General features: G+C 38.9%; 19 protein-coding genes. 4 read left to right on the top strand and 15 right to left on the bottom strand.

Annotated elements, in window-relative coordinates:
- Positions 1-76: 76 nt before the first annotated feature.
- The 14 genes from R4Z09_RS21695 to R4Z09_RS21760 all read right to left on the bottom strand — a co-directional run bounded on the left by R4Z09_RS21695 (position 77) and on the right by R4Z09_RS21760 (position 18,445).
- Positions 77-1,027: a uroporphyrinogen decarboxylase family protein gene (locus tag R4Z09_RS21695; protein WP_338448808.1), complete on the bottom strand. Its 951-nt coding sequence runs from the start codon at positions 1,025-1,027 to the stop codon at positions 77-79.
- A gap of 30 nt (positions 1,028-1,057) precedes the next feature.
- Positions 1,058-3,109 (bottom strand): hydantoinase B/oxoprolinase family protein, encoded by a 2,052-nt coding sequence (locus tag R4Z09_RS21700; protein WP_338448809.1) that lies wholly within the window; start codon positions 3,107-3,109, stop codon positions 1,058-1,060.
- Complete coding sequence (locus R4Z09_RS21705) at positions 3,106-5,271, bottom strand: hydantoinase/oxoprolinase family protein (RefSeq protein WP_338448810.1); 2,166 nt, start codon at positions 5,269-5,271, stop codon at positions 3,106-3,108. The genes R4Z09_RS21700 and R4Z09_RS21705 overlap by 4 nt, the downstream gene beginning before the upstream one ends.
- Before the next feature lie 13 nt (positions 5,272-5,284).
- Entirely contained in the window at positions 5,285-5,641 is a 357-nt protein-coding gene (locus R4Z09_RS21710; RefSeq protein WP_338448811.1) for an acetone carboxylase subunit gamma, read from the bottom strand.
- Between the two features lie 2 nt (positions 5,642-5,643).
- Positions 5,644-7,683, bottom strand: a complete 2,040-nt coding sequence (locus R4Z09_RS21715; protein ID WP_338448812.1) for a hydantoinase/oxoprolinase family protein — start codon at positions 7,681-7,683, stop codon at positions 5,644-5,646.
- A gap of 230 nt (positions 7,684-7,913) precedes the next feature.
- Positions 7,914-9,704: a helix-turn-helix domain-containing protein gene (locus tag R4Z09_RS21720; protein ID WP_338448813.1), complete on the bottom strand. Its 1,791-nt coding sequence runs from the start codon at positions 9,702-9,704 to the stop codon at positions 7,914-7,916.
- 241 nt (positions 9,705-9,945) lie between these two features.
- Complete coding sequence (locus tag R4Z09_RS21725; protein WP_338448814.1) at positions 9,946-10,134, bottom strand: aspartyl-phosphate phosphatase Spo0E family protein; 189 nt, start codon at positions 10,132-10,134, stop codon at positions 9,946-9,948.
- 266 nt (positions 10,135-10,400) lie between these two features.
- On the bottom strand, positions 10,401-11,705 hold the full coding sequence (locus R4Z09_RS21730) for an MFS transporter (RefSeq protein ID WP_338448815.1): 1,305 nt from the start codon (positions 11,703-11,705) through the stop codon (positions 10,401-10,403).
- Positions 11,706-11,812: 107 nt separating this feature from the next.
- Positions 11,813-11,944 (bottom strand): FbpB family small basic protein, encoded by a 132-nt coding sequence (locus R4Z09_RS21735; RefSeq protein WP_338448816.1) that lies wholly within the window; start codon positions 11,942-11,944, stop codon positions 11,813-11,815.
- Between the two features lie 38 nt (positions 11,945-11,982).
- Positions 11,983-13,575 (bottom strand): acyl CoA:acetate/3-ketoacid CoA transferase, encoded by a 1,593-nt coding sequence (locus tag R4Z09_RS21740; protein ID WP_338448817.1) that lies wholly within the window; start codon positions 13,573-13,575, stop codon positions 11,983-11,985.
- 86 nt (positions 13,576-13,661) lie between these two features.
- On the bottom strand, positions 13,662-14,882 hold the full coding sequence (locus tag R4Z09_RS21745) for an acetyl-CoA C-acetyltransferase (protein WP_338448818.1): 1,221 nt from the start codon (positions 14,880-14,882) through the stop codon (positions 13,662-13,664).
- Between the two features lie 16 nt (positions 14,883-14,898).
- On the bottom strand, positions 14,899-16,242 hold the full coding sequence (gene accC / locus R4Z09_RS21750) for an acetyl-CoA carboxylase biotin carboxylase subunit (RefSeq protein ID WP_338448819.1): 1,344 nt from the start codon (positions 16,240-16,242) through the stop codon (positions 14,899-14,901).
- Positions 16,243-16,342: 100 nt separating this feature from the next.
- On the bottom strand, positions 16,343-16,894 hold the full coding sequence (locus tag R4Z09_RS21755) for an acetyl-CoA carboxylase biotin carboxyl carrier protein (protein ID WP_338448820.1): 552 nt from the start codon (positions 16,892-16,894) through the stop codon (positions 16,343-16,345).
- Positions 16,895-16,954: 60 nt separating this feature from the next.
- Positions 16,955-18,445, bottom strand: a complete 1,491-nt coding sequence (locus R4Z09_RS21760) for a hypothetical protein (RefSeq protein ID WP_338448821.1) — start codon at positions 18,443-18,445, stop codon at positions 16,955-16,957.
- 354 nt (positions 18,446-18,799) lie between these two features.
- On the opposite strand from R4Z09_RS21760, the gene R4Z09_RS21765 reads away from it, so the two are divergent.
- The 3 genes from R4Z09_RS21765 (at position 18,800) to R4Z09_RS21775 (ending at position 20,825) form a co-directional block, all read left to right on the top strand.
- Positions 18,800-19,582 carry an IclR family transcriptional regulator gene (locus R4Z09_RS21765; RefSeq protein ID WP_338448822.1) on the top strand — a complete coding sequence of 261 codons (783 nt, stop codon included), beginning with the start codon at positions 18,800-18,802 and terminating at the stop codon, positions 19,580-19,582.
- A gap of 23 nt (positions 19,583-19,605) precedes the next feature.
- A complete protein-coding gene (locus R4Z09_RS21770; protein WP_338448823.1) occupies positions 19,606-20,352 on the top strand; it encodes an IclR family transcriptional regulator in 747 nt (248 codons plus the stop codon).
- A gap of 92 nt (positions 20,353-20,444) precedes the next feature.
- On the top strand, positions 20,445-20,825 hold the full coding sequence (locus tag R4Z09_RS21775; protein WP_338448824.1) for a PaaI family thioesterase: 381 nt from the start codon (positions 20,445-20,447) through the stop codon (positions 20,823-20,825).
- 116 nt (positions 20,826-20,941) lie between these two features.
- On the opposite strand, the gene R4Z09_RS21780 is transcribed toward R4Z09_RS21775, so the two are convergent.
- Positions 20,942-22,357 (bottom strand): vWA domain-containing protein, encoded by a 1,416-nt coding sequence (locus R4Z09_RS21780; RefSeq protein ID WP_338448825.1) that lies wholly within the window; start codon positions 22,355-22,357, stop codon positions 20,942-20,944.
- Between the two features lie 296 nt (positions 22,358-22,653).
- On the opposite strand from R4Z09_RS21780, the gene R4Z09_RS21785 reads away from it, so the two are divergent.
- Positions 22,654-23,289 (top strand): Bax inhibitor-1/YccA family protein, encoded by a 636-nt coding sequence (locus R4Z09_RS21785; RefSeq protein ID WP_338448826.1) that lies wholly within the window; start codon positions 22,654-22,656, stop codon positions 23,287-23,289.
- Positions 23,290-23,341: the final 52 nt, after the last annotated feature.

A 23,341-nucleotide genomic window follows, 5' to 3' on the forward strand; every position in this document is an offset into this window, starting at 1 on the left:
CTATCTCTAAACAAGGATATAAGTTACAGGGCAAAAAACGCAGCTCTTTTAAGAGATGCGCTTTTAAAAAGTCCTATTATGCCCATGTTGCTTCATTACAAAGCAGTGACGTCTTTTCCTGCAATTCTGTCAAATCGAGATTCAAATCTAATGAATGACTAGTTGATAAAAATAATCTTCTTTTATTATTTTTACTCCAGATTTCCGAAAGCTCGGAAGGATCGGTGGATTGTGACCAAAATGATTGATCAACTGCCACACCTTTTGTTTTTATTTTCGATGCATTCGAAAGCAAGGCAGTCGAAACGATTAAACAATCCGGAAGCTTTTCAATCTTTTCGAATGTTGTCACTTCAGGCGGGATTCTTAGGATTCCGGAAATATTATAGAATTTGATTACATTAAAAATCGGTTTATAGTATTGGCTGAATTCGTCCTTCAAGTGTACATCAAGCGGAAGATCCTCATTTATGATAATTCCGTCAACTTTTTCGTCGCCAAAGCTTTTAATCATTTGGATTAAGCCTTGAGAGATGACTTCAAGCTTATCAACGATATCTTCAGTTTTGTTTGAAAATACGTCCTCACCGTACAGATTTTTTAAAATGGTTAACGGGCCTGTAACCGTAGCAAATACGGAATAATCCTTCCCATTTACCTTTACCAACCTGTTAACCGTTTCAATCAGGATAGGAATTCTTCCTTTCATAGAAAAGTCAGAATGATCCAGTGGGTCTGAAAGTGAAAGCTGCGAATCAACCGCAGGCATTTCCTTATCTTCCCAGCGCAGCTGTGCTCCAAACGCTTCACATTCTACTGACGTATCAATCGGCAGGGTTAATGAATCATATCCCAATAACTGCTGGGTATTCACAATAGATGAAGCAAGCGTACTGGAGTCATTTAGTAATTCCTCCACAGATACTTGATTTACCTTTGTTAGAAACGACCCAAGTAAGGGGATAAAGGGAGGCCGAGAAACGGCCCGTCCCTTAAAAAATTTCTGTACAAACTCTTTTCTATTCATTCGCACACCTCCATGTTGAATCGGCTAATTTTACAAACGAACAATTTGTCTTACAGGCTCTGCTGTTGGCCATTTGCCATAATACGTAAGAGCTTCCTCAGGCGGCTGCTTTTCTGACCATTCCTTCATAAATTCATCATAACGCTTGCCGCGTTTTAAGCGTGAAATTCGCTCAGCCTTTCTAGCCTCTTCTGTCTTCACTGCATCCAATGTCAATGTTTCTTGATCATAGACAATCTTATAAATGTTTTGAGCAACCCAATCAGAGATAAGCTGGTCCTTGACATCCTTTAATACACTTTCAGGATCACGGTCAAGTACGTCACCAAAGCCGCCGCCTCCTAAAGAGTTTCCAACAAAGATGTCCCCTTCCTTCACTGGTGAAGCACCGCGCGGAGCCCGCTCAACCACATAATCTCCATCAATGCTTCGATTATTTACTAGTTCTGTTACATTTCGCGGAAGGTCACTATCCCCGTTTGCCATTTTCTCAAAGTAATTGGCATTGACCACTTTAATACCTGGGTGTGATGCAGGCGGATAACCGCCGAAGAGTCCTTGAACGGTTGGAACTTTATGGTTTTTAATGATTGATTGGTAGACAAGCTGCGGAACCTTGTGAACGGCCCACGCGACCGTCGTTCCTGCACCTCCTCGATATTTTCCGAAACCGCCGGAATCCTTCCAATGGTTAAAGAATAAATGAACATGCGGCTGCTCATTTTCCATATCCTCTACATCCGGTGCTTTACCCCACCAGCCCCAAGGGAAACCGAAGGAGTTGTTGCCGTCACGGTTACTTCTTGCACCGCCGCCTTCACTGTTAAGGGCATTTGCCAGCATGTCCGCAAAAGGAACGCCCCATTGATTTAGTCCGGCAATAACCATGGCACATCCACCAACACCATAACCTGCCGTCGCTAATTCGTTTGCACCGCTGGCATGAAGCATTTTAGCCATCGCATTGGAGACAGTTGAGAGTGTTACACTGTTTGTTACCGGTGAGTTGGCAACAGACGCATCCACATTTGCATTTAGGAATGTTCCCTGCGGTACGATTACCTCGATTGGAGAGAAAATACCGGATGATGTCGGCAGGTCTGCAAAAGGAACACCAAACAGGTAGATAGCAATATGGGCTCTGACAATGTGTAAGAAACTGTTAAATGAACCATCATTTTCAGGTGATGAACCTGTAAAATCAAAAGTTAAGGTGTCACCTTTTTTCGTCAACGTTAACACGCAGCGCATTAATGAGTCGGTTACCCCGATCGTATCCATAAAGGCAGTGGATCGGTATACACCATCCTGCCAGCTGGAAATTCGGTTTCTTGCCCCTTCTTCGGCAACGATCAGCATTTTTCTCATGACGCCGACAACCAGTTCTACACCTTTTTTCTCAATGAGCTGCTGTACCCGAACACGAAGGCGGTCACATGCAGCCACACGAGCTTTTGTATCAACAATCTGCATACGCGGTGCTCTTGATACCATGTTTGCCATCATGTTCAACATGTCATTGCGAATTTGATAGTTTTCACCAATTTTTATCGGTGGCAGCTTCATCCCTTCATCAGAACGGGATTTTGCTGTAATCGGCATTCCGCCCGGCTCAATCGCACCTGTTTCCGGCTGATGCACAGCTGCTGCTGACCAGGCAATCAGCTCGCCATTATGGAAAATCGGCATAACTGCCACTTGGTCCGGATTATGGACACCACCATAAAGGGCCTCATTGGCATAGAAGATGTCTCCTTCCTTAATACCAATGGTTGGATCATCCTTGTAATGCTTCAATATATACTTAATGGCAATCTGTGTTGTTACGGCATGTAAGTATACTCCGCAATAAGCTGCAACAAGGTCGCCTTTTGCCGTATAGAGACCTACAATAATGTCACCGGAGTGAACCATACTGGAAATTCCGATTTTTGTCAGTACTTCCTTTGCTTCCAAAACAAGCTGGTTTAGCTTTTCACTATAAATCTCGTATTCTCCAAATTTTAAACTTTCCAAACAGGCTTTTTCATAATCATCCATCGGCTCCGGATGGATGCGGTCATTAATTGATAAATCGATCATGCTAGTACCCCCTCAACCATTTTCTTTTCGATAATGCCGTTCAAATATTGGTCAACCGTATAGACTGCGTTCGGCGGAAGAACAACCGTTGTATGTGGTGATTCAATTAAGGCAGGCCCTTCAATTTTATTGCCATAGGCTAAATCTTCCAGTTGGTATATAGCCGTTTCAACAAAGCCGCCTAATTCAGGCCAGTAAGCCTGACGGTATTCTTTTATAGCACTGCTGGAATCTTCACCTTGGTATTCCTGTTCAATAAAGTTAAACTTTTCTTGCGGAACAATCGCTTTTAACACCATATTCTCAATTTCAATCCCGCCTTCAGGGAAAACAGCAATCGGGCTGTAAGCGTTTGAATAATCTTCTGTAAAACTATCCCAAAGGTTTTGAATATCTTCCGGACTATTAATAAAAATGGTTGGTGAAACCGTTCGCTTAATGTTCAGCTGTCCGCCAAACTTCATATCTAACTCCAGTTGGTATTGAATATCCTCTTCCTTGAAGCCTTCGCCGGTAATATCGCGAATCGCTTTTGCCTGCAATTCTCTTACAGTCGAATTAAAAGATTCATAATCTGTTAAAAATTCTTTTGTACTCGGCTGAAGCAGAATAATGTGTTTGGACTGCTCGTACATGTGCATCACATCCATCATGGAAGAAGAGAAGGCACAGAATACCGGTGACTGCTGCATAATAACTGTTTTTGGAATATCTGCGTCAAATCCGAATCCGGCACCATGGACAGGACCGCCGCCGCCTAAGGCAAACAAGACGAAATCTTTCGGATCATTTCCTTGCAGAGCCGTTTCCTTCTGAATAATATTGGCCATGTTTCCATCACAGACTTTTTTAATTAAATAAGCTGCTTCATAAACATCAACACCCAATGGCTTCGCAATCTTTTCTTCGATCGCCTTTTTTGCTTTTTCCAAGTTAAGGGATAAGTTCCCACCATGGAAATAATCCGGATTCAAATAGCCTAAAATCAAATCGGCATCCGTAACCGTCGGCTCTGTTCCGCCTTGGTCATAGGCTACAGGTCCTGGAAAACTTCCCGCACTTTGCGGACCGACTTCTAATCTGCCTCCAAGATCGTAATTGATCCAGGCAATGGAGCCGCCGCCTGTTCCAATTGATTTACTTTCAAGCATCGTCATATCCACAAGCCAGCGGTCAATGACTGGTTTGAATTGATAATTGTTTGTTTCACCATCTACAACAAGACCGATGTCAAAGCTTGTCCCGCCCATGTCGGCAACAACGATATTTTCAAAATCATATACTTTTCCAATTTCTTTACTGCCAATAATTCCTGCCACAGGGCCGCCATTATACGTGTTAACCGCAGATGTCCTGAATACCTCTGCCATTCCGCCTGTATTATGGACCATCAGCAAGGACTTTTTATAGCCCATATCGCGCAGCTCATCACCAATATTGGAAAGTTCTTCCGCCATGGCCGCATGCAGATAGGCATTCAGAATCGCCACGTTTGAACGACTGTATTCATAGCGTTTCGGCATGACCTCACTTGAAAGAACAACCGGCATATGGCCAAGATAATACTCAGGGTATTCTTCTTCGATTAATTCTTTAATCCGTTTTTCTTGCACCGGATTTTTAAAGGACCAAAGAGTGGAAACAACAAACCCTAACACCCCTTTGTCTACAAGAGTTTGTAATTTATCTTTAAAATCTTCCTCATCTAAAGGGCGGATCACCTTTCCTGTATAATCAATCCGTTCTTTTACCCCAATCACATACTCTCTGGAAATTAACGGATTCGGCTTGTCCACCTCTGAGATTTTACGAGATTCAAGCGTGCTGATTCCGTCAGCCCATTGGCTTCCCTTTCCGATATAAAGCATATCCTCGTAGCCTTCTGTCGTAATGAACCCAAGCTTCGGTCCTTTTTGTTCGATCAGCTTATTCATGGCAACTGTTGTGGAATAGCGGATCACTTCTGTATCCTCTAGCAATTCATCAATCGATAAATCAAGAAGATCGGCGCCATTTTCAATCGCTTTAATAAAACCAACGGACAAATCATAGCCTGTCGTCGGACTTTTAGAAATAATTGATTTTTCTCCATATCGTATAAAACAATCGGTAAAAGTTCCCCCGATATCAATATCAATTGTGGCTCTTACTTTTCCAGACATTCCATTTCCTCCCTTAGACCTGTTTGATTTCTTTTCCAGATTCTTCACGATTCACTTGCTTTTTGACAGCCTCTAAATCCAGCTCAATGTCATGTGTGATCGGATGTCCTGGTGCCAAAATTTCTGTTTCCACTAAAGTACCGCAGCTTGGACAATAAAACTCAACCAATCGGATCCAATTCGGATCAGGAGAAAACGTATACTCGCCCTCCAAATGCGGCTGATGGATCTCACTTGGATCACGGTCGTACACAAGACAACCTTCTTTAAAATTCTCTTTTGCCGAATTTAACTCATGGTCGCATTTGCTGCAGACCCAAACCTCTTTTTCTAAATCTAAATCGATATACTCAGTAATTTTTTTTCTCATTTTTATACCTCCATTACCCCATTTAAATGTTGATCCATTGTGAATCTTGCTCCGACAGGTACGACAATCGTCGTGTTTGAGCTTTCCAAAATGGCAGGACCGTTAATGACATGTCCTGGCTTTAATGTTTCAATTTCATAAATATTTGTAAGGATAAAATCATTTGTCCAATAAATATTTCTGATTGATTTTGGTATTGCATCTGCTTCTCCAGCCTCTAATATTGGTAATGTATAATGAGAAGCGGTTACAAAACTGTTTAATCGAATAAATTCAATGGTCATGTTGTCCGCTTGTAATTGTTCTGCAATATTGGTTAAAGCTTTTTGCAACTGGCTGGCGTTGTTTCCTTTAAAAGCTTCAATGTCTAAAGCAAAAATATTTCGTTGCTGCTGGTCAGCTGATACAGCCTCTACAGAGACATCAAAACGAATGGATTCCGGTGTAAATCCTTCTCCTCTCATATCACGATAGGAAAGTTTCTTCATTTTCTCCATCAGTTGATTGCTTGAGCTGATCAAGTCATCAACTGACTGGCCAGGACGATAGCTGTAATCAATCCGCTCTTGATAGTTGTGAGCAATGTCTGCAGTTGATAAACCAAATGCGCTGAACACGGAACTGAATGGGAAGGAATAAATCTTCTTAATTCCAGCTTTTTTTGCCATCCCTGCCGAGAAGAGTCCGCCGCCGCCGCCAAATGAGAAGAGTTCAAAATCTTGGATATCCTTTCCTCGTTCTGTTGAAAGCAGCTGCAATGTGTCGCCGCCAATTTCTTCAATTTTATCGACAATTAAAGCTGCAGCAGCCTCAACTGTGATATTTAATGGACTCGCAATCCACTTTTCGACCGCTTGAATGGCTTTCTCTTTGGATATTTTCTTTGTACCGCCTAAGAAATAATCCGGGTCCACCAAGCCTAACACTACGCAGGCATCTGTTACGGTTGGTTTCGTTCCTCCAAGGTCGAAGCATGCCGGCCCAGGTACTGCTCCTGCACTTTCAGGTCCTAGAAGAAGTTCCCCATCCTTTCCTACTTTTGCGATGGAACCGCCGCCGCCGCCAACAGAAAGAACATGGATGAGCGGAGAGTGTACCGGTATTCCGGCGATACTGGATTCTGTATCAAAGGTAAGCTCGCCATTTGAGATTAAGCCGACATCTGTACTTGTCCCGCCCACATCAACTGTCATAATATTTTGAAGCCCGTACAATTCTCCAATGTATTTAGTTCCCATTAATCCTGCTGCAGGTCCTGAGTTATACGTATCAAGTGCTTTCGTTTTTGCGACACGTGCCACACCGCCATTGGCATGAGCAATTAATAACGGCTTTGTATAGCCCTTTTGTCTGATGCTTTCATCCGCTTTATACAAGTACTTCACCATATCACGGTGCAAGTAAGCATTCACAACGGCTGCATTGGTGCGGATAGCATCGTCAGACCGCGTACTGATTTCACTGCCGAGCTGGATTGGTTTTGTTCCAAGATAATGTTTTGGAAAATCATCTTGAATGATCTTCTTGACCATTTTTTCATTTTCGTTATTCTTATGAGAATTTTCTAAGCTGACAATGATCACCCTTGTACCCAATTCCAGTAGTTTCTTCGTTGCTGCTTTTACCTCTTCCTCACTGACCGGCTTTATGACTTCTCCATTGTCAGATACATGTTCGTCAATCGATACAACCATTTCCGGCTGAATCAAATAGTTTATGAGAGGATTATGACCATCCAGGTATAATGTATCCTCGTATCCTTTTGTAACAATGATTCCTAATTTAGGTCCTGTTCTTTGAATCAATGAGTTGGTTCCAACTGTTGTGGATAACCGGATCGTTTTCGTTTTCTTCAGGAAATCGTTTACATTTTCAAACCCAAATCGCTTGGCCCCTTCACGAATGCAATTATTGAAGCAGATGGTTAAATCATGCGGGGTTGTATCAACCTTGACGACCTCAAATTGGTCACCATAGGAGAAAAATCCATCTGTAAATGTTCCCCCAGTATCAATATCAACCGTATATTGTGCTTGTACCATAATAAACCTCCTATTTCTAATTCGATTTTCTAATTTGAATTTTTTTGAATTTTACAACTTTATTATAAATTTTATCCCTCACTGTCACCATGTCTCCAAAAAACAAAATAATCATCACTTTCCGTCGCTTTTTTGGGTGTAAAACACAAAAAAACGTGAATTCAACATTTGAATTCACGTCTATAACTTATCATATTCACCTTTTTTTGAACCTGTTTGGCTTTATTTCCTTAAGAAGTCTGCAGCAATTGCTCCATCCGCAATGCCAGCATCAAATTTAATCTAGTTTCAGAGTCACTTAGATCTAAGCCGGTTATATCTAAAAGCTTGTCTATTCGATATTTTAACGTATTTTGATGGATAAATAATTCCTCAGCTGCCTTTTTAATTTGCCCGCTGTACTTTAAGTAGACGTCTAATGTCTCCTTCATTTCTTTTGAATCCTTCAATTGATTGACCTTGTTTAAATACAAATTTGTGAACGTGCTTGCCAATTTCGTATTATGGTTCATCATATTGGATAATAAGGTCCAGCTGCCGCAGGATGGATAGTAGCCGACATAGCCAAATTGAGGCAGAGAGGGAATAATGGTTAAAATTTGCCCTGCTTGATGATAGGAATGACTTAACAGCTCGATTCTATCAACCGATTCTCCGATTCCCAAAAATACTTCTATGCCCTGAAGTTCCTTCCTCAGCCTTCCTTGTAATAACCTTTGCAAACGTTCACAACATTCTATTAACTCTTTTTCTGTTTCATGAGGAAACAGAACATTAATGGTTCCATCCTGATAAATGGAACTTGATTTATTCAAAACCTTATTACTCTCTTCTATAACTGATTTGCTATATTCCTTTAATAAATCCATAGTCATTTCCCCGTTTTTATAAAAACCAATTTTCAAAACGCAAATTCTAGGCCGGGGAATGATTTCCAATGTATTCATAATATCTGTTGTTTCTTGCACTTTTTCATCATTCATGCTTTTTAATAAGCCAAATAGCTGATTCATTAAGTATCGTTCAATTTCGTTTCGTTTATAATCTTCTTTCCCGCTTGAGGCTAATTGAACAGCTGCTTCAAGAATAACGCCTAAATGATCAGCAGTTTCCAATAGAAGATTCAAATCATCCTGTGTAAAGAAACCCGTTTTTTTATTAATCGCATGAAGAATGCCAATTCTTTTTTGGTCAACAACTAAGGGAACTGTTATGATCGTTTTTGCTTGAAATAAATCAATGAAACTATGATTGTACCGTTTATCTTTGGTAGCATCCATCGTTATGGTTGAAATGCCAGTTAAAAACACTTGCTTGGCATTACTATCTTCATTTAGAGATACACGATATTGCTTAATGATTGAATCATCCCAAAAGCCAAAAGCTGGTTTTTGCAGAACTAGTTCATTTTTTTCCGGATCGTAAAGCATGACACCGGCCATATCAGAATGAAGCAGTTCACCGACTTTTTGGACCATCTCAGCTAAAATGTCTTGAAATGAATACTGATTGGTTAGTTGATGCAATTGGTTAATCAGGTTTAAACTCTTTGTTTTCCGTTGCATGATTAAAAATAAGCGGGAGTTCTCCAGAACAACAGAGATAGACTGCATAAAAATCGTAATAAGAGAAATCTGTTCTTTTGAAAGGTTATCACTTTGTTGTGGTTCAATGACAAATACAGAGGAAAATTCTCGTTGACGAAAAATAGGGAAAAAATAGGTATTGTCATCTTGAATATATCTTTCTTGACTTTTATTTAAAAATAATTTTTGAGCCATTCTAGTTAATCTCTTTTTCTCTTGATTACTTAGATCCAAGCTGGCTTGAGGAATTAATTCTTTTAAACTATAATCAAACACGAGAAATAAACCTTTTCCTTTTCCAACCTGCTTGATCCCTTCAATCACAATGGATTCCGTTAAAAGCTCCCAATCTTGAATATTATGGAGATATTCTAGACTTCCCTGGAGCAGCTCAATTTGATTTTCATTTAAAAATATTCTAGCACTATCAACCATTCAATATCCCCCAATACTCATTTGTAAAAAAATTCCTTACTATAAAAAACCTGCTACCATTTTAATTTAAAATTTTACAATATTCAATATATTTTGAATATTGTACATTAAGCATGGGGTCGGTTTATATGTTTCCTTTTTACAATAATTTGAGCATAAATATTTGCTACCGCTTTCATTAAATGGATCTATTTTATGATTAAGGCCATCATGATCTTGAACAGAGCCTTGAAATATTTTTTTAGGTTCTGCTCATTTCATATTTCATTTCCTCCCTTAGACATCTCATTTTAAGGACGATAAGTTTATCTAATTCCTGACTGCAGCTCAAAGTACTTGGACTGTTTAAACCAGTACCCTTAGCAATTTGGATCAACTCTTTTTTTAATTCATTAATCCTAATACTTAATAGTTCCTCCGCTTGAAACATTCTATATTCCCCTTTATTTAAAAAGTTATCTAACTATTTTGAATTATGTTTTTTTGATTCATTTTATCATAATATACATCATTTAAAACTTTATCGTTCTTTTATATGACAAAAGTACCCTTTTAATTAAAAAAACCATACTGATTAAATATTAAATTCGTAAACTTATTAATAAAAAATAAAAGGTCCAAAAGCAAAAGCTTTTGAACCCTTAACATGATGGCAATTCAATTAATCAGTCGTATTTTACTTCTAATCGCAATTTTTTATGTTGCATTTTCCAAGGTTGAATTTGCAACATTCTCTAGTTGTATACTACTCTTCATCAGTAAAAGCGGCAGGAACGAAACAAGTAAAAGTGCTCCAATGAACATCATTCCGCCCATCAGATCAAAATACCCTAAAATCGTTGGTCCGAAAAAACCACCAAGACTAGCCAATGTATTCACAGCAGCAATTCCAACAGCCGCTTCTTTTTCACTCAAAGATAATGATAACATGGCAAAGAATGGTCCAGTAAAACTGTATAATCCCATAGATGCCAATGTAATAAGAAGAACAGCCGTAAAAGGACTGCCAGCAAGCCCTGTGCCTGCAAAACCGAATGCCGCTAAAATCATTGGCAGAATAACAAACATTTTCTTATCTAATTTACGATCTGAGAATCGACCCCAAATGACCATAGATGGAATGGCTGCAAGGGAAGGAATCATCGCAATATATCCAATAGTCGTATTCGATAATTGCCCTGAAAAACTATCAATAATCGTTGGAAGCCAAAATGATAAGGCATATACCCCTGTATAAACGGCAAAGTAAGTAAAGGCAAATGACCATAATACAGGATTTTTAAACGCTGCCAGCTTAGAAGTCTTTTCTGTTTTTTGATTCACTTTTTCATTTTCTAATTCTTTCTCAATCCAATCCTTTTCCTCACTTGACAGCCATTTTGCATCCCTTGGACGATCTGTCAAATAAACCAAACACACAATCCCAAACAGGAAGGTTAATACCCCTGCAATAATGAACATCCATCTCCATCCGGATAAAGAAAACCAACTTACATGATCAAGAATCCATGTCGAAAATGGAGCTCCAATTAATCCCGCAAGCGGCATTGAAATCAGGAACAATGAATAAGCGCGTCCCCTTTCTTTTGCTCTAAACCAGTACGTAAGGTAAAGAATAATTCCCGGGAAAAAACCAGCTTCAGCGACACCTAATAAGAATCGTACAATATATAAATGTGTCGCTGATTGAACGAATCCTGTTAACACAACGACTAATCCCCACGTAACCATAATCCTTGTAATCCAGATTCTTGCTCCAAAACGTTCCATCAAAATGTTACTAGGAACTTCAAAAAAGAAATACCCAACAAAGAAAATACCAGAAAGAAGTCCAAAAACCTCCGCTGTTAAAGCCAGTTCTGCATTCATTTCAAGAGCAGCATACCCCATGTTGACCCTGTCTATAAAAGCAACAATATATAAAATTAAGACAAATGGCAAAATTCTTTTCATGATTTTTTTTACTGTTCTTTGCTCTAGAGAAACTACGGCTTCACTCATATCGATCCATCCCCTTTCATGGTCTATATTAAAATAGTGGAAGGAAAAACTTAGAAAAGAGACTTTTGTACCCCCTTTTAACAAAAGCTCTTTCCTAATTCCCCCTGCTATTTTGCTTTTCGAATATGCTTTTTTTCTAATCTTTGTTCGATCTTTTCCATTGCCTCTTGATCACGTAATAATTGAAGTTTATTTTCTTTAACGAGTTCCGCAAATGGACGTTTTTTAGGTTTATTCATCTTCCTTCCACCAACCTTATTAAAAAATGAAACATTTTTTAGTTATAAGCAAGAGTAAAATTTTTCTTTTCTTCAATGATATTTTTAAGATTTCCCCATTGTTCTTGGAATAAGCTTTCATCCATCATCTTGAGGTCTTCAGCAATTAACGGTCTGAAATCCATCCATGCAATAATGTCTTTCTCCAAGTCCACCCCTGGAGCAATTTCAATTAATCTCAGTTTTCCGTCTACTACATCAAAGACGCCTCTTTCTGTGATGTATAATACCGGTATGCCTGCTTTCGATGCATATTCACCACTAAATGTAATTTGCTCTACATGATCAATGATTTTTTTCCCTTTGCCATGGTCTTCGATAATGATTTGACCATTTTCAAATCTTTCTTTTGATCCGACAGCAAACGTACCCATGAACACAACCTTTTTGGAAGATTGACTAATATTAATAAATCCTCCAGGTCCCATGAGTCTTGGACCAAATTTGCTGACATTGACGTTCCCGTGCTGATCTAGCTGTGCTAGTCCTAAGAATGTAACATCCAATCCGCCGCCATCATAAAAATCAAACATGTGATCATGATTAATAATGGCATCCGGATTATAAGAAGCGCCAAAATCCATACCTGGGGCAGGTGAGCCCCCGAAAAGACCAAACTCGATCGTTAATGTCATTTCATCAGCCACGCCTTCTTCTGTCGCAACAGCAGAAACGATTGACGGCATGCCAACCCCTAAATTCACTATCGATTTTGGAGATAGTTCCATAGCCGCACGTCTTGAAATGACTTTTTTCGCATCTAGCTTAACCGGTTTGATGGATTGTAGCGGCACTCGCAACTCACCTGAAAGAGCAGGATCATATGAACTAGCCATTGTTTGGTAGTGATATTCCGGATTTTGTGATACAACAACATAGTCTACCATGACACCTGGCACTCGAACCTGCTTTGGATTCAGAGACCCTGCCTCGGCAATTCTTTCAACTTGTGCAATGACAATCCCGCCATTATTTTTAACAGCCGTTGCCAGGGATAATATTTCAAAATTAGCCACTTCACGTTCTGTTGTAATATTTCCATTTACATCTGCTGTCGTTCCGCGAATAATAGCAATATTAACAGGGATATTATGGTAATGAAGCCACTCTTCCCCATTTAATTCAACCACACTGATTAAATCTTCCTTTGTTACCGAGTTGATTTTCCCACCTTGTATTCTCGGATCCATAAGCGTATTCAAACCAACCTTTGTAATCACTCCCGGCTTTTTGCCCGCGATGGAACGCCAAAGCTGTGTGATCACTCCTTGCGGAAAAAAGTATCCTTCAATTTTATCTTCCGTTATTAATCTTGACATACGGTGAGAGAAACCGGCGTGACCAGAGATGACACGTTTGATCAAGCCTTCCTGAGCAATGTGGTCCATACCTCTTCCTTCTGTATTAATTCCGATTCCAGAACCATTCATAAAGGTGATATTTTTCGGACCTTCTTCTTTTTTATATCTTTCTCCAATGCTGACAAGCAATTCTTCGGGTAAACCGGCTAATCCTGAAGTACCTGTTGTCGCTACGAAGTCATTATCTTTTATTAATTTCGCTGCTTCATCTGCTGAAATCAATTTACTCATCACTGTCATCCCCTTTGTTTTTCAATGATCATTTCTATATAAAGAGATCGTGCTCAGTCACTAAACTGAGCACGGTTCCCAGAATTTTAAGCATTTGGATTTTTGATTAATAAAGCGATTCCCATACCTCCGCCAATACACGCGCTGGCAATACCGTATTTAGCGTTTCTTTCAATCAGTTCATACATTAAGGAAATCGTGATTCTTGTTCCGCTCATTCCCAGCGGATGTCCAAGGGCAACAGCGCCGCCATTTACATTGATACGATCATATAATGGGCTGTCTAAATACATTTCCAGCTCTTTCATACAGCCAAGCATTTGTCCTGCAAACGCTTCGTTTATTTCATATAAATCTATATCTTCCTTCGCCATACCTGTTTTTTCAAGAAGCTTGCGAATCGCAAACACAGGTCCAAGTCCCATAACAGACGGGTCTAGTCCTGCTACAGCAAAATCCACAATTTCTGCCATAGGTGAAAGTCCTAATTCGTTTGCTTTCTCTTCTGACATCACGACAACTGCTGCTCCGCCATCATTTAAACCGGAGGCATTCCCAGCTGTAACACTACCGTCTTTTTCAAAAGCTGGTCTTAATTTAGATAGAGCCTCCAAAGTCGTATGCGGTTTTGGATGTTCGTCCGTATCAATGATCGTTACAGCGCCTCTTCTTCCTTTGATTTCTACTGGAACGATTTCCCTTTCAAATCTGCCGGTTTCCTTCGCCGCTTTGGCTCTCATTTGACTGTTGTAAGCGAAAAGATCTTGATCTTCTCTTGAAATTTCATATTTTCTCACAACGTTCTCAGCTGTATTTCCCATATGCATAATTGGATATTGCGGGTATGGCTGGCAATTGTGGTGATACTTTGTATTCGCATCGCGTAATTCCTGGTTCCCCATTTTGAATCCATCATAACGAACTTCTAATGGAAGATAGTATGGTGCTCTTGATAAACTTTCTGCTCCGCCAGCTACAACGATTTCGGAATTCCCTGTTAATATATCTTGTGCAGCATTCACAATGGATTGAATTCCTGATCCGCAAATCCGGTTTAGTGTATACCCTGGTACATGATCCAATCCTGCAAGCATGGCTGCATTTCTTCCTAAGTTTGGTGCATCACCAGAAGATTCCACATGTCCTAACACCACATCATCAACTAGATGAGGGTCAAGGTTATTCGATCTTTTTAATGCTTCTTTTATAGCTGTTGCCGCTAATTCTTCAACGGGGACCGTTTTTAACCCTCCAAGAAAAGCTCCTACTGCTGTTCTAGCTCCGCTTGTGATAACTGCTTTACTCATTTGTTACACCTCTCCATTAAGCCATTATTTTTTCGAGTAGACGTGTATGAACACGGCCACTGGCAAAGTCTTCATCCTTCAAAATTTCTTTTAAGAATGGAATGGTTGTACGGATTCCTTCTATTTTAAACTCATCAAGGGCCGCGAGCATTCGATTAATCGCGTGTTGGCGGTCATCTCCATGAACAATGACCTTCGCGATCATAGAATCATAGAATACAGGTACGGTATAACCTGTATAACAATGAGAATCTACTCGTACTCCCGGTCCTTGCGGGATTTCCCATGTTGTAATCAGTCCCGGAGATGGACGGAATCCTTCCTCAGGTGCTTCAGCGTTAATCCGGCACTCAATCGCATGACCAGAGAAGCGAATATCATCTTGAGTAAAGCGAAGTTTCTCCCCATTTGCTACATTGATTTGTTCTTGAATTAAATCCACACCTGTAACGGTTTCAGTTACTGGATGTTCTACTTGTATACGTGTATTCATTTCAAGGAAATAGAATTTCTTTTCATCTTCATCATAAATAAATTCAACTGTACCGGCATTTTCATAGGATATATTTTCTGCTAGTTTTACAGCTGCACTTCTGATTTCTTCACGTAACTCTTCTGAAACTCCCGGTGCCATTGCTTCTTCTACTAATTTTTGATGACGGCGCTGCGTAGAGCAGTCACGTTCACCTAAGTGAATCGCATTTCCATACTTATCACCTAGTACTTGCACCTCAATATGGCGGGCATTAGCGATATATTTTTCAACATACATTGTGCCATCACCAAATGCTGATTTTGCTTCTGCAGAAGCGGATTCAAACATGGTTTTAATGGTTGAACGGTCTGTAATGATTTTCATCCCGCGGCCACCGCCGCCTGCTGCGGCTTTCAACATGATAGGAAGGCCAATGCTGTCAGCAATTTCAGCTGCTTCTTCAAAGGTGGAAACTTTTTCAGAACCCGGCAGAACAGGCACACCACATTCTTGTGCTATACTTCTTGCTACAAGCTTATTACCCATTTTCTTAATATGATCAGGCTGCGGGCCAACATAAATGATGTTATTTTCCGCACAAGCTTCAGCTAATTCAGGTACTTCTGCTAAAAATCCATACCCAGGATGAATGGCATCTGCGCCAACCGATAAAGCAGTTTGAATAATAGTTGGAATATTCAAATAACTTTTGGCAGCACTTGGCGGTCCAATACAAACGGCTCGATCTGCTATTCTTGCCGGTAAACTATTTTGATCCGCTTCTGATACAGCCAAAACGGTTTCGATTCCTAATACCTTGCATGTACGAATAATTCGAGTCGCAATTTCACCACGATTAATAATGAAGATTCTTGAAATTCCCATTGATAAGCCTCCCATTTATGTAAATGTTTATAATCAATTCCAGATTTCTCTAGTTTTCTATTAGCGGGAGTATGATACCCCCGCCAATAGGAATGGTTCATTATTTTACTTTAACGGAGAATAATACAGTACCATAATCGACAAAGTCAGCATCCTGAACATGAATTTCAGTAACTTCCCCTTCAACACCTGCAGGAATTGCACTGTAAACCTTCATGATTTCAATTAAACCAACTGTAGAATCTTTTTCTACTTTATCTCCCACTTTTACATAAGGAGCAGCACCCGGCTCAGGCTGAGCGTAGAAGATACCAGCAGTTGTTGCTTTAATTTCAACAATATTTGCTTGCGCTGCTGGTTTTTCAGGCTTGCTTGGTACTGGAGCAGCTTGTTCTGCTACTGGTGCTTCAACTGCTGCAGCCACTTCATCTACGATAGGCGCCACATTTTCAATCGGTACAACATTGTTCACTGGAGCTGCTTGTGATTGAAATACGCTGCTTTCAGTATTTTCTGCAACTACATCTTTACCAATCACAATTTTAAGATCTTGATTTTCTAACTTTAAATAATTGAAAGAAGATTCTTCTAATTTATCAATAAGGCAAGTAATGCTTTCTACATCTGTTCCAAATAAATTATTTTTTGTCATGTTATGTTCCTCCTGAATTGTAAATATATAAAAATTTGAAAAGAGGTAATTGAAATTATCCTATTTATTCGATAAAACTAGTGTGCCTTGATGACCTTGAATTTGAACATGTTTGATACTTGGCTGCTTGCTTAAATTATTTAATAGTTGTTCTAATGGTGTTGATGCTGAGAAATACTTTCTAGGAGCGCCAGCTTTACGCATTTCTTCTATATCTGCTGTACCTTTCATAATAAAGCGCATTAATAGTTCTTCATCTGACATAAGTGCACTTCCGAATTGCTCTTTTACCTTACGAAGAGGGATATCCTCTGCATAATTATTTAATGAAATTTCCTTCGCACGAGGAAGGCTTAAGAATTTATCCTTTAGATTTTGATCCATCCATTTATAACCAGAATCTTCATTAAATACGCCGGCAGCATATTGAATAAGCTCATCGATGACCACTTTGTAGCGTTCACCTGTAGCAATATTGATAGCAGACTGTGTAACAATAAATTGAGAATAAGGAGTAATCATTACAGGATAACCAAGTTCTTCTCGTACCTTTACTACTTCTTCAAGTACTTCTTCTACTCTATTTTCTAACTTTAATGTTTTTAATTGATGTCTTAAGTTCGAAATAACACCGCCTGGAACTTGGTGCACATATTGGGAGTAATCGTACTCTAAAGGCTCACCAATCGGCAGTTTTTCTACCTTTGCAACATGCATTAAGCGTTCTGATACTCGATTAATTCTTTCCATATCGAGATGATCAGCACTGTATCCTAAATATTTCGCAGATTCAAGTGTTGTGAATAAAGAAGGCTGACCGGAGCCATTCGCCAATGGCGGGATTCCTGTATGAAGTGTCGATACACCCATTTTCAACGCTTCTGCATAAACGGCATCTGCTAATCCTGTTGTACAATGTGAATGCAGTTCAACCGGAATGCCATTAGAATTTTCAATTATAATAGGAAGCAATGTTTGCAGTCTTTCAACAGTTAGAAGTCCACCCTGGTCTTTTAGATAAATAATATCCGGCTGATTTGCTGCTACTTCCTTTGTTTTTTCAGCGTAGTATTCATCAGTATGTCTTGGAGAAATACTAAATGAAATTCCATGAGCTGTTTCTACGCCTAACTTTCTTAGGTGCGGCATAAACCAAGGGTGGTCCGACCCAAGATTCCCGTAAATATTAGCCATTGTTTGAACTCGGTTTAAGGCACCCATCCCAATGATTTTCTCATAGAAAAGCTTTGAAACAGATACAGGCGCCGCATAAAGTTCAAATGGAAAAATAGTCGGGCATCCCATATAGGCTTTTTTGGCATTCGGCATTTTTTCAACAATCATTTTCGCCATTGCCCAAGGGTCTTCTTTTAATTCACGAATGATTTTCTTGAAGTTGATCGGCATAAGGGGTACCTCTACAACAGCAAAGCCTGCTTGATCAAGATCTTCTGCAACTGCCTCAATCATTCCTGTACGTGATTCAGCGGCCCATAAACTTTGCGTTCCGTCCCGCAATGTCGTGTCAACAATTTGTAATTTCTTAGTCATTGTTTCCCTCCTCTAATAACTCATTACTTTCATTGATTCTTTTTATGTACAATTGTACAATTCATAGTCTTCCTGTTAACGTTTCCAATTTTCATAAAATTTTAATTTATCGGAATCGTTTGAACTGATTATAGCATGATTTTTGTCATTTAAAACTTGTGTGTTCTTGTATATGACAAAAATATAAAATTCTTTAAAAAATTTTGTCTTTTATAAAAATTGTGTTCTTTTATATGATAAAAATTATTTTCCGGGCTTATTGCTTTTTATGTCATAAATCGTTAATCTATTAAATAATCAGTCTATTCAGCTATTTATAGTTGTTTTTTATATACTACCTCAGGAGGATTTCTCATGACTCAACAAGGGGATTCAAAATATATACTACAAACCGTTAAAAATGCTGCTCGCATTCTAAACCTATTTACGGTCGAACGAAATGAATGGAGATTAACGGAAATTTCCAGGGAATTAGATCTTGAAATTAGCCACACAAGACGGCTCATCAATACCCTAGTACAGGAAAATTTGCTGAAAAAAAAGGAAAAAAAGTACTCTTTGGGTTTATCTATCCTTAATATGTCGGGTTTGGTAAAATCCCAATTAAATATTCATTTGGAAGCAAGGCCCATTTTACTGCCGCTTGTTGATCAATTTAGTAAAACCATTCATTTAGGAATATTGGACGATATAGGTGTGGTCTATTTAGATATACTAGAAACAAGCCACCCTATTAGAATGTCTTCACAAATTGGGAAACCACATCCTGTTTATTCTACGAGCTGCGGAAAAATCATCCTATCTTATCAAACGGAAGAAATCCTGGAGGAAATCCTTGAAAAAGTAGAACAACAAGGAATCATAAAGTCTGCATCAAAGACTGTAACTGATTTAGATGAATTACGGAGTCAGTTAAAAGAGATTCGCAGAACCGGCTATGCTGTAACATGTGATGAGTTGGAAGAGGGAATTACCAGCATCGGGGCACCTATTTACAACTATAATGGAGAAGTCATTGCAGCAGCAGCCATTACAGGGTCGAGTAAAGAACTCGGGGGTAATCAGAAAGATTTATACATTTCAAGTATTGTAAAAGCAGCAAAGGAAATTTCAAAAAAAATAGGCTTTGACTACTAGTAAATAAAAGGATGAAAACGAAAATGACAGTTGAATTGAAAAAAGCAAACTATTCTACTCTCCAAAATGCCATTCGCTTACTAAATCTTTTTTCAATCGATCAATCAGAATTAAGCGTTACGGAAATTGCAGATGAATTAGGGATAGCAAAAAGCACGGCCCACCGTATCCTCATTTCCTTAGAATCAGAGGGTTTTATTACGAAAGAACCAAAAAACAACTTATACCGCCTGGGTATTTCATTTCTTTCACTTGGAAATGTCATTACAAAAAACATGAAAATTTACAAATATTCGTCGAATATTTTACAGCATATTCAAAAAGCTACCGGTGAAACATCAGGTGTAATGGTTTTAGAGAATGAATATGCCTATGTGATTAATATAGAAGAAAGTCATCATCCGATTCACTATTCTACCTATATCGGTCAGGGAGAACCGGTTTATCGTTCAAGTACTGGGTTAGCCATTCTAGCATTTCAGCCTGCTAAAACAATTAATGCAATAAAGGAGAAAGCTTTCATACCAGCTAAAGATTTCAATCAAAAAATTGATTTTATCCGGTCAAATGGATATTATGCTTCTATTGATGAGTTTTATGAAAACTTTACCTCTATTGCGGTTCCAGTACGAAATGGCCGTGGTGAAGTGATCGCGGCACTTGCTATAGCCGGTCCAAGTGAACGCATTCTTCCAAAGAATATTCCCGGCCTTGCGAAAACTATTATTTCAGCAAGTGAAAAATTCACTAAAACGTTAATGTTTAGTTAATTCATGTTGGGTCATTAAGAAAATGTTAGTTTCACTTTTTTACAAGTAAACTTTCTTATATTTTTTAAAAAACTATATTTAGGAGTGTAGTTATGGAAACAAAAATTATTGAAAATGCTTTTGATGAGTTGTTAAAGTGTCAGTATGAGAAAATAAGTGATACAAATTTAAAAGTGACTTTACCTATACAGCCGCTATTTATTAATAGCGTAGGGGTCGTTCATGGGGGGATCATTTGTTCACTTGCCGATATTGCGATGGGGAATGCCTTTCCTATTGATGAGAACAATAGACAGACCGTTGTAACAGTGGATCTTAAAACGACTTTTATAAAAGCGGCAAAAGGGAAATTTCTTGTTGCAGATGCACACATAATCAAGAAGGGCAGATCCCTCAATCATATTGATTGCTTTATTTATGATGATCAAAATAATCTTGTTGCAAAAGCAAATGGTATTTTCGCTAATATTTAATTTTCTATTTTATAAAAAAGAAAGAGGATGTAACATGATAGTTTCATCCTCTTTTCATCTGCATTTTCATCATACTCCGTGATGTTTTACAACAGGCATGTCTGCCTGTCCTTTTGCTACTGAAAATTATTTTTATAGGTTTCGTCTATCTCACTCTTCGTACTGCTATAGGTTTCTTCAATCGTTTTAAGTTTTTCTGTATACAGTTTATCTTTTTCCTTATACATCGTATTGTAGAAATCCTCTAAGTCTTCAAAGACAATATTATACACTTCCTGATTAATGTTTTGCGTTTTATTCAGATCCATTAATGTCTGTTTGCCATGACGAAGAAATAGCATTAGACTGTCCACTGTTTGTTCATTCAGGTCCATTAGACGCTGTTTATCTTCCATTAACTGATTAATGGCTTCATCCGTGTTTTGTCTATGCCAATCAATCCATTGCTGGATGGTGTTGTTTGACTCCTGAAATTCCTTATCAAGCTCCTGCTGATTATTCACCTGGATATAACGCCCTTCAGCACTTTCGGCTATTCTTTGGAGTTCATTCGCATCCTCTGCCTGAACAGCCAATCCTATTACATTGATAATCGGATCGATATTGGACTCAGCAAGCTGTTTGGCTGCAGCTACCGGGTCCCCATCACAGGTTTCTTTTCCATCTGAAACAAGATAAATGACATTCGTGGCATCGCCTGGATTCTCGCTGGCAAGTTTTTCTCCGACTTGCGTAAGCGATGCAGCCATCGAAGTCCAGCCGCTTGGGACAATCGATTCTAATTCCGCAGCAAACGCTTCCGTATGATAAGCAGAAAGTGGATAAATTTCTTCAATGCTGCTGCAGGAAAGCTGTTTATCGGAATCAGAGCCCGTCCCCTTGTGTCCATAGATCGTTAACGACACTTTAGCTTTTTCCGGCAGATTTGAAGCAAAATCTTCGATCGATTCTTTCGCCGTGTCCATTAGAGTCTTCCCATCCTGCACATTTTTCATAGAGCCGGATGCATCTAAAATAATCGCAATATGAATGTTTTCTTTCATCTCTCTGCCGTTTAATTTAATATTCGATGCTGACTCTAACGCTTCTAAATTTATTTTGCCCCTCGGTGTGAAAGTTGACATTGGAGGCAATTCCGGAAAATAGCTCTCAACTATAAATCGGGTGATTGTCTCCGCCTTCATTTCGTTGCTATCATCATTTTTAATCACATTTTTTAGTGTTTCAACTGCTGCCAGCTGCTCCTCTTCCGTTAGTTCTTCATGTTCAATTTTCTCCCACCAAATTCCTTTATGAACATTTTCTGCCTCTGTTAAGGTAGAAGGAAAAGAAAAGCTCCCTTTACTCTCTAGAAAAGCATCCGGCCAAAGCCCAGCCTCGTCTTCTATCTGCTTCCCTGCTTCTTTAACCATTTTTCCGGAAGATTCTACCGTATCCTCAACTTCGTTTTTTTCGACTGGAATGTCAGACTTACTGCATCCTACTATCATCACCGATAGTAGAACCATCATGACTCCATAGATCCTTTTCAAAAATATCCCGCCCTTTTTCTATTTTTCTGTATTATTAATACTACCGTAATTTATAGAAGAACGGTCTATTTTAAGGTTAAAACGGGATGATAGTCCTTCAATCGTTTACCTGTCAGCTAATTATGTATGATATAATGGTAAATATTTCCATCATCGCAAATTGGTTATACTACTTTTTTCATAGGCATGAAACCATTTATTCTGCCATACGTATAATTAGTACGCTGGTTATATCCCAAAAAATTGTACGTTCTACTGTTCTCTAGTACAAAAATCTATATTGAGGTGAAAATTGTATGTATGTTCAATCAGCAAATGGGTACATGCCGTCAGTCATGAGAACCTTTGCTATTTCACTTGCTATTTCCTTTGTAGGAATGGTAGCTGGAGTGTTTGTGCCGCCGGCTTTGTTTCTCCCCTTAGCCATTTTGGAGCTAGTTATGATTCTCTCTGCATTTTTATTTCGTAGAAAAAAGTCCATTTCGTACACATTTTTGTACGTTTTTACTTTTATATCAGGAATTACAACCTATCCGATTGTCGCCTATTATCTTGCAACAGCCGGTGCAAATACAGTCTTAATGGCATTAGGTACAACAACAGCCGTTTTTACAAGCCTTGCGGTCTATGCATCTGTAACAAAACGGGACTTATCTTTTTTAAGAGGCATGCTGTTTGCAGCTTTAATCGCCCTTATTGTGATTGCCATCTTTAACCTTATTTGGCCCTTAAGTACAAGCGGAATGCTGGCTTTTTCTTTTATTAGTGTTTTAGTCTTTAGCGGATATGTTTTATATGATTTTAACGTCATGAAGCATTATGGTTTCAGCGCCGAAGAAGTCCCTTTAATGGCTTTGAATCTTTATCTTGATTTTATTAACTTATTTATCAGCATTTTACGTATTTTTGGGATTCTAAGCAGTGACGATTAACAGGCAGGAGCATAGTCTCCTGCCTTTTTTAACGCATGATATCCACCAATTG

It is taken from the genome of Niallia oryzisoli (genome assembly GCF_036670025.1).
In the GTDB taxonomy this organism is placed as follows: Bacteria; Bacillota; Bacilli; order Bacillales; family Cytobacillaceae; genus Bacillus_BD; species Bacillus_BD oryzisoli.

What these genes read in the sequence shown, in the direction of transcription:
- R4Z09_RS21695 (WP_338448808.1), bottom strand. Translation starts at nt 1,027, where the DNA reads ATGAATAGAAAAGAGTTTGTACAGAAATTTTTTAAGGGACGGGCCGTT.
- R4Z09_RS21730 (WP_338448815.1), bottom strand. Translation starts at nt 11,705, where the DNA reads ATGAGTGAAGCCGTAGTTTCTCTAGAGCAAAGAACAGTAAAAAAAATC.
- R4Z09_RS21785 (WP_338448826.1), top strand. Translation starts at nt 22,654, where the DNA reads ATGTATGTTCAATCAGCAAATGGGTACATGCCGTCAGTCATGAGAACC.
- R4Z09_RS21710 (WP_338448811.1), bottom strand. Translation starts at nt 5,641, where the DNA reads ATGAGAAAAAAAATTACTGAGTATATCGATTTAGATTTAGAAAAAGAG.
- R4Z09_RS21700 (WP_338448809.1), bottom strand. Translation starts at nt 3,109, where the DNA reads ATGATCGATTTATCAATTAATGACCGCATCCATCCGGAGCCGATGGAT.
- accC (WP_338448819.1), bottom strand. Translation starts at nt 16,242, where the DNA reads ATGGGAATTTCAAGAATCTTCATTATTAATCGTGGTGAAATTGCGACT.
- R4Z09_RS21760 (WP_338448821.1), bottom strand. Translation starts at nt 18,445, where the DNA reads ATGACTAAGAAATTACAAATTGTTGACACGACATTGCGGGACGGAACG.
- R4Z09_RS21745 (WP_338448818.1), bottom strand. Translation starts at nt 14,882, where the DNA reads ATGAGTAAAGCAGTTATCACAAGCGGAGCTAGAACAGCAGTAGGAGCT.
- R4Z09_RS21715 (WP_338448812.1), bottom strand. Translation starts at nt 7,683, where the DNA reads ATGGTACAAGCACAATATACGGTTGATATTGATACTGGGGGAACATTT.
- R4Z09_RS21740 (WP_338448817.1), bottom strand. Translation starts at nt 13,575, where the DNA reads ATGAGTAAATTGATTTCAGCAGATGAAGCAGCGAAATTAATAAAAGAT.
- R4Z09_RS21725 (WP_338448814.1), bottom strand. Translation starts at nt 10,134, where the DNA reads ATGTTTCAAGCGGAGGAACTATTAAGTATTAGGATTAATGAATTAAAA.
- R4Z09_RS21705 (WP_338448810.1), bottom strand. Translation starts at nt 5,271, where the DNA reads ATGTCTGGAAAAGTAAGAGCCACAATTGATATTGATATCGGGGGAACT.
- R4Z09_RS21775 (WP_338448824.1), top strand. Translation starts at nt 20,445, where the DNA reads ATGGAAACAAAAATTATTGAAAATGCTTTTGATGAGTTGTTAAAGTGT.
- R4Z09_RS21720 (WP_338448813.1), bottom strand. Translation starts at nt 9,704, where the DNA reads ATGGTTGATAGTGCTAGAATATTTTTAAATGAAAATCAAATTGAGCTG.
- R4Z09_RS21765 (WP_338448822.1), top strand. Translation starts at nt 18,800, where the DNA reads ATGACTCAACAAGGGGATTCAAAATATATACTACAAACCGTTAAAAAT.
- R4Z09_RS21735 (WP_338448816.1), bottom strand. Translation starts at nt 11,944, where the DNA reads ATGAATAAACCTAAAAAACGTCCATTTGCGGAACTCGTTAAAGAAAAT.
- R4Z09_RS21770 (WP_338448823.1), top strand. Translation starts at nt 19,606, where the DNA reads ATGACAGTTGAATTGAAAAAAGCAAACTATTCTACTCTCCAAAATGCC.
- R4Z09_RS21755 (WP_338448820.1), bottom strand. Translation starts at nt 16,894, where the DNA reads ATGACAAAAAATAATTTATTTGGAACAGATGTAGAAAGCATTACTTGC.